This is a genomic window from Halosolutus sp. YCN4 (assembly GCF_059736495.1).
On the sequence record NZ_JCASSM010000001.1, the window covers coordinates 706,001 to 719,575 of the forward strand.

The 13,575-nt window shown below is 67.6% G+C and carries 10 protein-coding genes; 6 read left to right on the top strand and 4 right to left on the bottom strand.

All coding sequences use genetic code 11. From position 1 onward, the window contains the following. Positions 1-56 precede the first annotated feature (56 nt). The 3 genes from AC6I6X_RS03550 to AC6I6X_RS03560 form a co-directional block, all read right to left on the bottom strand. Positions 57-1,004, bottom strand: a complete 948-nt coding sequence (locus AC6I6X_RS03550) for a hypothetical protein (protein WP_497929120.1) — start codon at positions 1,002-1,004, stop codon at positions 57-59. A 311-nt stretch (positions 1,005-1,315) separates the two neighbouring features. Continuing rightward, a complete protein-coding gene (locus tag AC6I6X_RS03555; protein WP_497929121.1) occupies positions 1,316-2,548 on the bottom strand; it encodes a GNAT family N-acetyltransferase in 1,233 nt (410 codons plus the stop codon). A 62-nt stretch (positions 2,549-2,610) separates the two neighbouring features. Then, positions 2,611-4,413, bottom strand: coding sequence for a hypothetical protein (locus tag AC6I6X_RS03560; protein WP_497929122.1), 1,803 nt, complete (start codon positions 4,411-4,413; stop codon positions 2,611-2,613). A gap of 285 nt (positions 4,414-4,698) precedes the next feature. On the opposite strand from AC6I6X_RS03560, the gene AC6I6X_RS03565 reads away from it, so the two are divergent. Beyond that, positions 4,699-6,039 carry a hypothetical protein gene (locus AC6I6X_RS03565; RefSeq protein WP_497929123.1) on the top strand — a complete coding sequence of 447 codons (1,341 nt, stop codon included), beginning with the start codon at positions 4,699-4,701 and terminating at the stop codon, positions 6,037-6,039. 417 nt (positions 6,040-6,456) lie between these two features. On the opposite strand, the gene AC6I6X_RS03570 is transcribed toward AC6I6X_RS03565, so the two are convergent. After that, on the bottom strand, positions 6,457-8,049 hold the full coding sequence (locus AC6I6X_RS03570) for an alkaline phosphatase family protein (RefSeq protein ID WP_497929124.1): 1,593 nt from the start codon (positions 8,047-8,049) through the stop codon (positions 6,457-6,459). A gap of 278 nt (positions 8,050-8,327) precedes the next feature. Between AC6I6X_RS03570 and AC6I6X_RS03575 the strand changes: the two genes are divergently transcribed. From AC6I6X_RS03575 to AC6I6X_RS03595, 5 genes are all read left to right on the top strand, one after another. Further along, positions 8,328-9,278 (top strand): polysaccharide deacetylase family protein, encoded by a 951-nt coding sequence (locus tag AC6I6X_RS03575; protein ID WP_497929125.1) that lies wholly within the window; start codon positions 8,328-8,330, stop codon positions 9,276-9,278. Positions 9,279-9,367: 89 nt separating this feature from the next. Continuing rightward, positions 9,368-10,468 (top strand): Gfo/Idh/MocA family protein, encoded by a 1,101-nt coding sequence (locus AC6I6X_RS03580; RefSeq protein WP_497929126.1) that lies wholly within the window; start codon positions 9,368-9,370, stop codon positions 10,466-10,468. Further along, entirely contained in the window at positions 10,465-11,379 is a 915-nt protein-coding gene (locus AC6I6X_RS03585) for a hypothetical protein (protein WP_497929127.1), read from the top strand. The genes AC6I6X_RS03580 and AC6I6X_RS03585 overlap by 4 nt, the downstream gene beginning before the upstream one ends. Before the next feature lie 5 nt (positions 11,380-11,384). After that, on the top strand, positions 11,385-12,350 hold the full coding sequence (locus tag AC6I6X_RS03590) for an NAD-dependent epimerase/dehydratase family protein (protein WP_497929128.1): 966 nt from the start codon (positions 11,385-11,387) through the stop codon (positions 12,348-12,350). 97 nt (positions 12,351-12,447) lie between these two features. Next, positions 12,448-13,548 carry a DUF354 domain-containing protein gene (locus AC6I6X_RS03595; protein WP_497929129.1) on the top strand — a complete coding sequence of 367 codons (1,101 nt, stop codon included), beginning with the start codon at positions 12,448-12,450 and terminating at the stop codon, positions 13,546-13,548. Positions 13,549-13,575 lie beyond the last annotated feature (27 nt).

The window sequence follows — 13,575 nt, forward strand, 5'->3', positions numbered from 1 at the left end:
GGACCGTCGGAGGGAGCGTCAGCGGGTCGAAGAACTGCCGTCGCGGGAGCTCGTCGTTACTCACCGGAGCCGCTGGCGGCCGCCTCGGGGGAGGTCGGGACGCCGTCCGGGATGAACGCCTCGGGATCGGTGCCGACGTCGTCCTCGAGTTGGACGTTCGAGCCGGCGTGTTCGGCGATGCCGGCCTGCTCGTCGTAGTCGGTGTCGCGGACGGAGACGGTCGTCGCGCTCCCGTTCGCGCCGGCGTCGATCGCCGTGTTCTGGCCGTTCATCTCGATCTGGCAGCCCTCGACCTCGATCGTGCCGGGTGCCCACGCCCAGACCCCACGGCCGGCGTACCCCTCCTCGTCGACGTAGACGCTGGAGTTGGTGACCTTGCTGCCCTCGGTCGCGAGTCGGAAGTGCGAGACGTAACAGTTGGCGGCGAAACTGCTGTCGATGTGGACCGTCCCGCCGCCGCCCGTCCCGGGCGCGGACGCGTAGATCGCGTTGTCCGCGTAGCCCTGGACGTTGACGTTCTGGATGTCGAGGTGGCCGCTGTGGTCGGGGTGGACCCAGAACGCGGTCTGGCCGTGACCGCTCGAACTCGCGTTGCGATCGTCGGCGCCGTCGCCGAGGTAGACGTTCTCGACGGTACTCGTGTTCCCACCCGTGTCGGCGACCCCGAACGTCGCGGAGCCGGTCCCGGAGGTGTTCTTGCCCTTGAACCCGACGTTGCGAATCGTCCAGTCGGTTCCCTGGGCCGTGATGACGATGTCCCCACCGGTGGTGAGGTCGATCAGCTTGTTTTCCCAGGTCTCTCCATCGCCGATGTCGATGGTCTGGCCCTCGGCAGGGATTTCCTCGTACTCCTCGTCGGCCGAAGCGGAACCGGCCGCGCCGGCGGTAACCGTCGCGGCTGCGGCGGTCGCGATCGTTCGCACGTAGGTACGGCGGCTTAATCGCGTGTTACTGCCGTTGTTCGGAGCGGTGTCCGCTTCGGACGTACGGGGGTTCTGCGCCATACACTTCCGTAACTTCGGCTTACGCTCATAAACTTTTCTTTGCCGATATGGATTAAATTTACAGAATATATTCTTCGCGCTACAGAAACGATCAGAATGTACGACGAAACTGTTCCAAAGTTATGACTACGGTCGCTGAATCGAAGCGATCGATCGCCGCGACAAACTCCATGTTACCCGAGTAAATAGCTCACTAGCGCCCTATTGCGGCCGTATAACCGGTTGTAGAGCCCGATCGGTTGCGTCGGGTCTGTCGGAGAAACGGTCGACCGGACCGGGCAGTTGCGGATTACGATCGGCAGAAGCGGTCATTACCACGCCCGGTCGGCGAACGTGAGCGCCCAGTTCGACGGGTCGGCGATCGCTCTTCCGGCGACGGTCCACTCGTGACCGCCGCTGTCGGGGGCGAGCGGGACGGCCAGCTGCGTCGTCGGCGAGGTGACCCGCGAGAGCGGGCCCGAGTCGTCGGCGAGGAACCCGAACTGGCCGAGCACCGGGCCGGGTATCGCGGTGCCGCTCGCGGCGAGGAGATCGACGTCCCGGCGATCCGCGACGAGGCGATCGAGGATCGCCCGAAGGCCGTCGTCCCGGCATCGCGTCGGTGCGAGGGGCGCGACCTCGAAGAGGCAGGTCAGCTCCGTCCCGTCGCGTTCGGTCTTCGTTCCCGTGATGACGCCCGCGATCGGGTCGCCCCGGCGGGTCGCGAGGTACGCGTCGATCGACCAGAGCGGGTTCCGGAACCGCCACTCGTAGAACCGCTCGTCCCGGGTCGCGTGTAGCGCCCCCGGTGACGCCTGGGCCGCGAGCGTCACGAACTGTCGAACGGGAACGTCGGCGAACCGGTGGACAATCACGTCCGACGGCCGCTCGGCCAGCCGCTCACGTGCGCGGTGATACACTAAAGCCAGTGGACGTGCCACGCGCGAGCGGTGCGTCGATCGCTCCCCGCCGCCGAGTATCGCAGTCGGTCGCTGCAGCCGGTAGTACGTCGGGACCGTTCCGACGGGCTCCCAACCGAGTTCTCGTCGCCTCGCGACGTCCCTGCCGCTAGCGAAGGTGGTACAGAGGGCGAGGTCACGGGTCCGGCAGTGCGTTTCGAGCCGTCCGAGAAGGTCCGACTCGAGTCCCTGGTCGCGTTCGTCGGGCCGGCTCTCGAGGTCGGCGGGCTGGCCCACGCGGAGACGTCGATCGCCGACCGAAAACGCGAGCGAAAAACACGGTGCAGCGGCGACGATCTCGCCGCCCCGCTCGGCGACCACCATCGGGACGCCGTCGGCGTACGGATTCTCCTCGTACTTCCACCGGAACCACGACTCGACCTGCCGTCGCCCGATCGATTCGTACAGCGCCACGACGGCGTCCCGATCGGCAGTCGTGTAGGGTCTGACGTCGCGGTCGTCGTCTCTCGCCGCTACAGTCGGCTGGTCGGCCGATCGGTCCGGCCCGCGACCGCGCTTTGCGGCGCGATCGGTCTCGGTAGCCGGCCCGCGGGTAGATTCCGGTTCCGGGCTGGTCGATCGGCTCACTGACTCGTCCCTGGCCATCGTGACTCGGTGAACCGAACCGTGGACCGGCGCGGGCTTTGTTAGGAGCGTCTTTGGATCGGTTACGACGCGGCGGGCGAGTCGCTGTCGACGGCGTACAGCCTGTACCCGTCGTTGGAGATCACCTTGTTCGCGCCCGGATCGGTCTCGAGACCGGCCATGCCGTCCTCGCTGTAGTGGAGTTCGTTGTAGACGCCGATCTCGCGGGTTTCGTCCCACTCGGTGATCGAGAGGTAGTAGTCGGAACCGTGGTAGGCTCCGCTGTAGTTCCCGGCTTCGAACTCGGTGGCGTTGACCTCGCCGCTCGCGGCCGACGCCCCGCTCAGCACTCCCTCGCGTTCGACGCCGTTGATCCCGTGGTCGTACCGGTAGGGGTCGTAGCCGAGACCGACGTGCGGACGGTCCTCGACGCCGTGTTCGAACGCCGATTCGTAGCCGCTGAACTGCTCGTCGGTCACGTGCTGGCCGGGATCGTAGATGATCGGCGACGAGAAGACCGTCATCAGTCCGAGGACGAGACAGGCCCCGAGTACCACCGCGGCGATCGCGTTCGCGCCGGGACGCGAGACGATCCCGGAGAGGCCGCCGATCGCCTGTGCGATGGCGATCCCGGCGAGGATCGTCACGAGGACGAAGATGAACCCGACCTGGCGAAACGCCATCGTCGGCGTGCCGAGCATGTAGACCAGGAAGATCCCGCCGAGCGGCACCAGCGCGAGGCCGAAGTAGGTGACGAACGACTTCGTCTCCCGATCGAGTTTCGTCCGGCCGATCCACGTCGCGAGGACGAACAGGCCGACGACGAGGGCGATCAGCGCCATCTCGAAGAACAGTTTGACGAACAGTTCGCCGAGACTGCCGCCGATATCCGTCAGCGACGACTCGGTCTGGTCGACTTCGGCACCGGCGCCGACGTCCTCCGAGAGCAGACCGATGACCAGGCCCCCGACGGCGCGCCTGAACGTCTCTTTGCTCATCGCCCAGAGGCCAAAGAGCGCCCCCAGGACGACCGTGTGGGCGTAGGTCGTCGAGTGGTCGACGATCGGGTGGTCGTCGTACCGTCGGCGGGCGAGGAACTGGACGCCGGCGATCGCCCCGAGCAGGACGACAACGTTGAGCATCTGCTGGGGGTGAACGAGCAGCAGCGTGATCCCGGTCAGGTAGATGAGGACGCTGAACGGCGAGAGGCCGAACGGCAGCCGTTCGATCGTCGCCCGTCGCCGGAGGTAGGAGACGAACGCGAAGATGGCGACCGGTGCCAGGAAGAGCGCGTTCGAGTTCGTGTGCACCCCCATGTGCGTCGCGATGTTGTTGATGGGCAGGATCATCCAGGAGACGATCGCCGCGACGCCGATCGCCAGTTCGTCGCCGGTCACGTCCCGGACGACGAGGGGGACGAACAGCAGGAACGGGACGAACAGCGCGACCACGGACAGGAGCAGGCCGCGCTCGATCGGGACGCCGCCGACGAAGTGAAAGACCGACGCCAGCGAGTGAACGCCCGGATAGAACAGTTCGTGCGGGGCGACCTGTCCCTCGACGATGTCGCGCGTCCACCCCAGGTGCGTCAGCGCGTCACCCATGCCGGAAAAGCGGTAGTTCCTGATCAGCGGCAGGCTCACGATCGCCGTCGTCGTCAGCGCGCCCAGTCCGATCCCGATCGTCTGCGGGCGGCCGCGACAGGCCAGGGCCGTACTGACGGCGATCGCCAGCGCGATCGCGAACGCGGCCCACGTCACCGTCGGCGTCGCCGCGTACAGCGACGCCTCGTACGCCGTCGCCGGGTTGGCCCGCGCGACGAGGATCCCGATCGCGACGGCGGCGAACCCCGCGGCGAAGGTGACGTCGAGTCTCGACCGTCTCATCTCGCCTCCCTCCCGGCGCGTTCCGATGGGGTCTCGATACGCATGTGTCGAGCAGAGTCACGTTCATCGTGCGGTTTGTTATAGTGATCTTACGCTCGCGAGCCGAATTCGCCGCCGTTGGGCGCTCGTTCCGCTGCTCCGCCGATCGATCGGGCGACGACTGTACGGAATCCCTGACGGTCCGGCGCGTGTCGCTACGAGTCGGTTTCCGAGACGCCGGGAATTCAACGGTGGTCGCGATTTTTGTACGCGTCCGTGATTCGTCCAGGGCGAACGCGACTCCCAATGTCCTTTACCATTACCGATCTCACGGCTGACGGGACGCTCCTCGAGTGTACGGTCCGGGCGTCACCCGATCTCCGGCGGTTTCTCACGGGCGAACCGTTCAGGACCAGCTACGACGTCCCGATCGAGGACGTTCCAGAGGGCGTGCTCGCCGTCCCCGTGCTCGCACAGCTCTGTCCCGTCGCGTGGGCCAACGGGGCCGACGTCTACGTCGACGAGGTGGACGCGACGTTCGCCCGCGCGCTCGAGGACGTCAAGGCCACGCTGCTCTCGCTGTACGACTTCATGGAGGGCGGACAGCTCTACGCCCGCCGGACGATCGATCCGGACCCGGCTCACGGGTCCGGCGCACCCGATTCGAATCGCGCCGGGGATGCGGACGGCGGGAGCGGCCTGCTGTTCACCGGTGGCGTCGATTCGATGTGTTCGTACGTCCGCCACCGGGAGGACTCCCCGACCCTGATCAGCGTTCGCGGCTGGACGATCACGCCCGATCGGGCCGACGACGAGAAGTGGGACCAGTTGCGCACGCGCGTTACTCGATTCGCCGACGACCACGACCTCGACGCGGCGTTCGTCGAGTCGAACATGCTCGCCGCGCTCGACCACCCGATGTTGCTGGCCCACTACAAGCGGTTCGTCGACGGGGCGTGGTACAGTTCCGTCGGCCACGGCCTCGGACTGCTCGGCCTCTGTGCGCCGCTCGCCTACGCCCGCGGGATGAGCGATATCTACGTCGCCGCGACCCACTGGGATGGCATCGATCTCGAATGGGGGTCCCGGCCGGACATCGACGACCACGTCAGGTGGGCCGGTACGCAGTGTCACCACGACGGCTACGAACTCACTCGGCAGGAACGGGTGGACGTGATCGCGGACTACGTTCGCGACGCGGACCCCGACCTCCAGTTGCAGACCTGCAACGATCGCATGGACGGCAACTGCGGCGACTGCGAGAAGTGCTACCGGACCGCCGTCGGGCTTCGACTTTCGGGACTGGACCCGACCGACCACGGCTACCCCTTCGACGACGCGGATTACCGCGACCTGCGCCGATCGCTCGACCGTGGCGAGTGGGTGCTCGGCCAAGACGAGCGATACATGTGGGAGGACATCCGCGAGCGGATTCGGGAGACAGAGCCGACCTCGCCGCCGGAGCGCGCCTTCTTCGAGTGGCTCGTCGACGCCGACCTCGACGACCTCGTCGCGGAGTCGTCCCCGCCGCTTCTCGATCGACTTCTCCGCGCGAGCGCGCGCAACGCCCCCAGTAGCGCCTACAACGCGCTCTACCCCGCCTACGCGACGGCGAAGTCCGGGATCGATCGGGTCCGATCGCGGTGATCGCCGGGCGCGCCGAGCGGGGCCCCAGTCGTGCCGGACGGCTCTGAGGCGGGACCGCGTCCCTCGTCGCCGACGAACTCGGTATGGATGGTACGATTGCAGAAATCGCGATTTCTGCAATCGTAGTTTCTTCCTCCCGGCGTCGGGTTCTGGGACAGCCACCAGGAACCGTTCTGCGACGCCCTGTCTGCAAATTCGTCTCCGATACCCGACTAACGCCGGCCGTGACGGTTCGCCATACTCGTAGCACGTGTAGAACGTGTACGCCGTGTAGACTGTTTAGATCGTCTGGGACGGCCTCACGACTCGGTTACTCTGAGCGATCGGCTCGGTGATGCGCTCGAGTCTCGGAGATGATCCAAACGACGGACCGATCGCGTTCGACCGAAGCCTCCCTCACGTCCGAACGTCCTGCCGTCACTCCATGTAGCCGAGTCCCTTCAGCCGGTCCTCGACGTCGGTGAAATCGTCGTCGACCGACCCGGCCTGTTCGCGACGCGTTACGTCGATTCGTTCGACTTTCGTCGTCGACGGCGTCGCACCCGGGTCGAACGCGTCGAACAGCACCCGCCCGTCGGCGTTGCTCGGGACCGGTTCGCCGATCCCGTGCAGGAGCGTCGGTGCGACGTCGACGACGCGTGCGCCGCGCAACGTCGCCCCCGGGTCGATCGACGGGCCGCGGCAGCAGACGATTCCTTCCGTGCGGTGGCTCGCTGCGGTCGATCCGGTGTCGCCGAACGGTTCGTCCGTGATCGAGTTGCGCGCCTCGTAGCCGTCGACGCCGTTGACGATGAGATCGGGGGAAGTCTCGTCGGTGGGGAACAGTTCGTCGCCGTCGAAGACCTGGAGGACGGACTTGCCGTCTTCGTCAGTGACCGACTCGAAGAGATCGGTGAGTTCTTCCTTGAGCGTCGGGACCTCGCTCGGATCGACGACGCCGTCCTCGAAGCGGTCGGTGTCGTTGACGTAGACGTTGCCGGCGTCGTGGACGAACGCCCTGGTTCGATCGTAATCGACGTCGTAGAGCGCGTGATCGCCCGGGATCTGCTCGGCGACCGAGTCGACCAGTCGTCGCGGGAGCGTCGAGACGATCACCTCCTCGGAGATTCCCACTCGATCGAGCGCGTCCGTGATCCGGTCCCGGGAGATCCCGAGACTCGCGAGCGCACCCCGCGTGCCGTCGTCTTCCTCCCGGAACAGGTACCCGTTCCGCTCGAGGAAGTGATTGACGTAGACCAGTTCGTGGATCGGCCCGAACCCGTGATCGGAGACCACGTAGAGGTCGGCGTCGTGGTCGTCGGTGTAGGCCATGACTTCGCCCAGCAGGTCGTCGAGCAGTTCGTAATGCTCGAGCAACAGGTCCTCGTCCCAGACGAGGTGCTGGAAGCGATCGGGAGCCGTGAAGACGAAGAAGAAGAGTCGCCAGTCGTCGCCCGCCTCTTCCATCTGCAGCCGGAGGAGTTCCCGGCGCTTCGCGAGCATCTCCGCGACGGCGTCCCGAAACTCGTCGAGGCGACCGGCGTAATCGGGGTAGTCAAGACTGATCTCGTAACCGGGGATCCGATCGTCGATCTCGTCGCGGAGTTCGGGGGGATGGGTGAACTCCCGATCCGTCGACGGCGTCATCATCCCGGTCACCATGGTGCCGTCGATTCCGCGGGCTGGGTAGGTCATCGGGACGTTCCCGACGTGGGCCGGGCCGACCTGCTCCCAGAGCGTCGGTTGCCGCACGTCGTGGCCCGTGTACATCTCGTGGGAGTACTCCGCCGAGAGGTTCTGGAACCCGTAGATGCCGTGTTTGTCGGGCCATACACCCGTGGCGATCGACGGCCACGCGAGCGGAGTCGTCGGCGGGCGGGTGCTCTCTAGCGGTCCGGAGGCTCCCTCCTCGCGCAGTCGGGCGAAGTTGGGAAGATCACCGCCCTCGCTCCACTGTTCGATGAGTCGCCACGGCACGCCGTCGAGACCGAGCACGAACGCTCGCTCGGCCGTCTGTGGGGATCCGCTCATGATTGAGTAGTGAGTATCGAATCGGGAGACTGCCCGCTGAAATGCAGGTGGCGAGACGAGCGCTTTGTTATAGAGACGTAACAGCCCCCTGCGGTTGCCCGGCGAGGGGTGTTCGCTCCCCCTACCGATCGACGCGTATTAGTCTTTTGAACGTTTCGGGCTCTGATTCACCTTACTGGAATACTCTCGGTCACCGTCAGGATCGAAAAGTGATCAATAACAAAACGACCAAACCGAATTCGACACGGGTATGTCACACCGTAACCAGGGTGGGTGCTGTGGGTAGCGTCGTGCTCTCGCTCGATGCCGAACTCGGGTGGGGGTTTCACGACTTCACGTCGCCGCCGCCGCGACGGATCGAGGCGGGCCGTCGCGGCTGGGCGACCATGCTTTCGTTGCTGGACGAGTTCGATATTCCCGCGACCTGGGGCGTGGTGGGCCACCTGATGCTCTCGTCCTGCGACGGTCGCCACGCCGATCATCCCGCGCCCGACGGCTGGTTCGAGCGGGAACGGACCGACTGGCGCGATCGGGCGGACCTCCGGTTCGGCCCCGACCTCGTGACGGATCTGCTCGAGGCCGACGTCGACCACGAGTTCGCCAGCCACTCGTTCTCCCACGTCCTGTTCGGGCACCCGAAGACGGACCGCGAACTCGCGGTCGCCGAACTCGAGCGCAGCCGCGAGATCGCGGCCGAGTGGGACCTGACGATCGACTCGTTCATCTACCCACGCAACGACGTCGGCCACCGCGACGTGCTGGCCGAACAGGGGCTCACCGCCTACCGCGGCCGGACGCCGAACCGCCACGGGGCCCGCGCCGTCTTCGACTCGACGGTCCGCGACCGGTCGTTCCTCGTCGAACCGATCGTCGACGAGTACGGGCTGGTGAACGTGCCGGCCTCGCTGTTCCTCTTCGGGTTCGAGGGGGCCGCACGGACCGTCGCGGAGTCGATCTGGACGGATCCGATGGTGATGGTCGCGCGGCGGGGGATCGACGAGGCGGCGCGATCGGACGGCGTCTTCCACATGTGGCTCCATCCGAACAATCTCACGCACGAGCGCGACGATCGCCGAATGCGGACGATCCTCTCGTATCTCGACCGGAAGCGCGCCGAGACGGATCTCGCGGTCGAGACGATCGGCGACGTCGCGCGTCGCGTCGACGTCCCCAGCGGGGTCGATGGAACCGTAAGCCCGGTCAACAGCCAGCCGATGAGCGGCTATTGAGCGCCTGCGATCGGAACTGTGGGCTACAGCGGCGCCGTCTGCTGTACGACGACGATAACAAAGCCCGCCGACGCCCCGTTCTCGGGCAGATGAGAGCACGACTTTTCGACCGGCGTTCCGACTCCGGCGCGCTCACCGTCGGCGTGCTGGGGGTCGGGAACATCGGCATGGTCCATCTACAATCGGCGCTTGCGATGCCGGACGTCTCGGTCGTCGCCGTCGCCGACGCCTTGCCGGAGAACCGGGAACGCGCGGAGGGTGCCGGCGTCCCGCGAACGTACGACGACTACGTCGACCTCCTCGAGCGCGAGACGATCGACGCGGCGATCGTTGCGCTGCCGCCCTCCCTCCACGCCGATGCCGTCAGCCACGCCGCCGACGCCGGCGTCGACGTCTTCGTCGAGAAGCCGCTCGCTCGCTCGACCGAGGAGGCGGACGAGTTGCTCGCGGCCGCCGATCGCGGCGGGATCGCGGTCGGCGTCGATCACACGCTCCGCTACCAGTCTGACATGCGCGGCGTCCGGCGGGCCTACGAGGAGGGCCGGGTCGGACACGTTCCCTACGCCTCGATGACGCGGCTCAACGACAGTCCGCTCGGTCGGCCGCCCGCCGAGGACGAACCGCCCGCGTGGCCGCACGACCCGGACGCCGCGGGCGGCGGTTCCCTGTTCGAACTCGGCATTCACTGCCTCGATCTCCTCGAGTGGATCTTCGGCGACCTCGAGGTCCGCGACGCGGCGACGGGCCACTCGCTCGACGTGCCGGTCGAGGACGCGGCCACCGTCCTCCTGCGGTCGCCGGAGACGGAGACCACGATCACCCTCCACTGTGGCTCCTACCAGTGGGAGGAGCTCCCCGAGGTGAACACCCGCCTGCGCCTCGAGGGGATCACGGGGTCGATCAGCAACGACCAGTTCCTCCCCGAGAACTTCTACGCGAGTGCCGCTCGCGCCGCCCTCGAAAACGTCGCGAAGCGATTCACCGGCGAGGGGCCGGACGTTTTCGCCCCGACGTTCTACCTCGAGGCGCACTACGACGCGCTGGCGGACTTCTGTGACGCGATCCGTGCGAACGAACGCCCGCCGATCGGCGGCGCGGACGGACGACGGGCGCTCGAACTGGCGGAGGCGGCCTACGACTGCGTGGGGACGGACGAGACGGAGACGGAACTGTCGGAGGTGATGCCGTGAGCACCGTCCGCGGCGTCACGATCGACGAACACGAACGCGGCCGCGGCTGGACGCCGGACGTCGACGCGCGCATGGCGGCCCTCGAGACGCCGGTCCGTCGACTGCTCGAGCCGCGCGCCGCGTCGCTTGCCGACGCCGACCGGATCACGCTCGTTCCCGACGCACACTACCCGTTCCACCCGTCCTCCGGCGTGATCACCGACCCGGCCGTGATCGGGGCGCTCGTAGCCTATCTCGAACGCGAGACGAACGCCGCCGTCGCCGTCGCCGGATCGAGCGAGTACCTGTCCGCCGATCGCACGGGCGAGTACCTCAACTACGACGACGTCCTCGACCGGTTCGACGCGTCGCTGTTCGATCCCGCCGACACCCCCCGGACCGACGAAACGGTCCGGCTCGGCGACCAGCCCGTCGCGCTCGCGGTCCCGGATCGGCTGGCGTCGGGGACCGTGATTCCGGTCCCGGCGTTGCGACCCACCCGGGACGGCCCGCTCGCCGGCGGGATGCGGACGCTCGCCCGCCACGTCGAGTGCTCGATCGACGGGGGCGTCGCCGCGGCCGCGGTCGCGGCTGTCGTCGACCCCGAACTCGCCGTGCTCGACGCGACGGTCGCGTACGCGGGCGAGCCGTACGCGGCCGAGACGCTGTTCGCCGGGCCGGTCGCCGCCGTCGACGCCGTCGGAGCCAGGCTACTCGACAGATCGATCGCCGACGACGAGGCATTCGAGTACGCGCTCGGGGACGCCGACGGGATCCGCGTCGACGGCGTCGACGTGGCGGCGCTCCGCGATCGGTGCCCGTCCGGCGAGTTGCCGCCGCCCACCGATCCGCATCCGGCCGTCTCGATCGCCTACCGGACCTACGCGGCCGTCAGCGGCGACGGCGTGCCCCCTCAACTCGACGGTCGGTGACAACGATGGGACCGAAGACCGCGGCCGTCACCGGCGCGACCGGCTTTCTCGGCACCCACCTCTGCGATCGACTGCTCGCGGACGGCTGGACGGTCCGGGGACTCAGCCGGCCCACCTCCGATCGGGAGCGACGCGAGGGCGTCGAGTGGTACGTCGGCGACCTGTTCGACGGCGGGACGCTTCGATCGCTCGTCGACGGGGCCGACGTCGTCTTCCACCTCGCCGGCGTCGGGCTCTGGAGCGCCGATCCCGAGACGGTCGAACGGGTCAACCGGGACGGGACCCGGGCCGTCGTCGAGGCCTGCGGGGCATGTGACACCGGACGACTCGTCTTCACGAGTACGGCCGGGACGCGCCGCCCGAAGACCGAGGGTGAGGTCGCCGACGAGACCGACGTCGCCGAACCGATCGGGGCCTACCAGTCCGCGAAGGCGGCGGCGGAGGACATCGTCGACGAGTACGCCGCGACCGGCGACGCCGTGACCGTCCATCCGACGTCGATCTTCGGGCCCGGCGACGACGCGTTCACGGCCCAGTTGATCGCGATGGGGTACGAGTCGACGATGCCCGCGTACCTCCCGGGCGGCCTGAGTATCGTCGGGGTCGACGACGTCGTCGACGGCCTGCTCGCGGCCGCCGGGCACGGCGTGTCCGGGGAGCACTACCTCCTCGGCGGCGAGAACCTCTCCTACGATCGGGCCGTCTCGCGAATCGCCGCGTACACCGGCGGATCCCCCGCCCGGGTTCGGGTTCCCGCGACGGCGATCCACGCCGCCGGGCCGGTCGCCGAGGCCGCACGGGCCGTCGCCGATCGACACGTGTTCCCGTTCGACCGGGAGATGGCCCGACTCGCAACGCGACGGCTCTTTTATTCCTCGCGGAAAGCCCACGAGGACCTGGGCTACACCTACCGGCCGATCGAGGCGCACCTGCCGGCGACGATGGAGTGGTACCGATCGGAACCGCAGTAGCGCGGTCGCCGGTCGAACAGGCGCCGACCCGGGACCCCGCGATCGGTTCGCTGTACGTGTACTATTACAATGGGTCGACGACGGATACCCCCACCCAATGCGGATTCTCGTTTTCGCCAACACGCCCGCCCACGTTCATCTGTATCGCAACGCTGTCGATCGGCTCCGGGACGCAGACCACGACGTACTCGTCCTGACCCGGGAGTACGCCTGTACGACGGACTTACTCGAGTACTTCGGGCTCCCCTACCGGGTGTACGGGACCCACGAGACGGCCGGCTACTCGGCGCTCGGCTTCGCGCGGGAACTGGGGGGGCAACTCCGATCGATCGCGACCGAGACGCTCCGGTTCGGGCCCGACGTCGTCTTCGGGCGCGGCCCGTACGCGGCGGCCGCCGGAACACTCTCACGCACCCCGATCGTGCTCGTCCTCGACGACGAACCGGCCGATTTCAATCACACCGTCTCCCGTCCCTTCGCCGACTGTATCCTCTCGCCCGCGGTCACCCGTCGGGACCTCGGCGACGCCCACTACACGTTCGACGGCTTCAAGGAGTGTGCGTACCTCCACCCCGAGGTCTTTGAACCGGACGGCACCGTTCGCGAGGCGCTCGGCGTCGGCCCTGACGAGCAGTACGTCCTCGTCCGGTTCAACGCGCTCGACGCCCTGCACGACACCGATCTGGAGGGGTTCACCCGCGACCAGCGTCGGGACCTGATCGAGGGACTCGCCGGTCGGGCGACCGTCGTCGTCTCCGACGAGGGCGACGAGATGGCGTTCGACGACCTCCCGGCGCGGCCGTACGACCTCCACCCGGCGAAGATTCACGACGCGATGGCCGGGGCGGCCCTCGTCGTCTCCGACACCGGGACGATGGTCACCGAGGCCGCCCTGCTCGGCACGCCGGCGTTTCGCTACCGGGGCACCGACGACCACGAGTACGGCGAGTTCCGGGAACTCGAACGGGTCGGTCTCGCCGAACAGTTCGACTCCTACGACCGAATCCGCGATCGATCGCTCGCGATCCTCGCCGACGACGACGCCGATCGACGGTGGCAACAGCGCCGAGCGGCGTACGTCGGCGACCTCGTGAACCTGACCGACGTGCTCGTCGCCGTCGCCGAATCCCGCGGCGCGATCGATCGACTCGAATCCTCGACGCGGCGATCGTTGCGGGCGCGATCGGCGTCCGCGTAACCCGAATGCGGGGCTGTCGAACCGTGC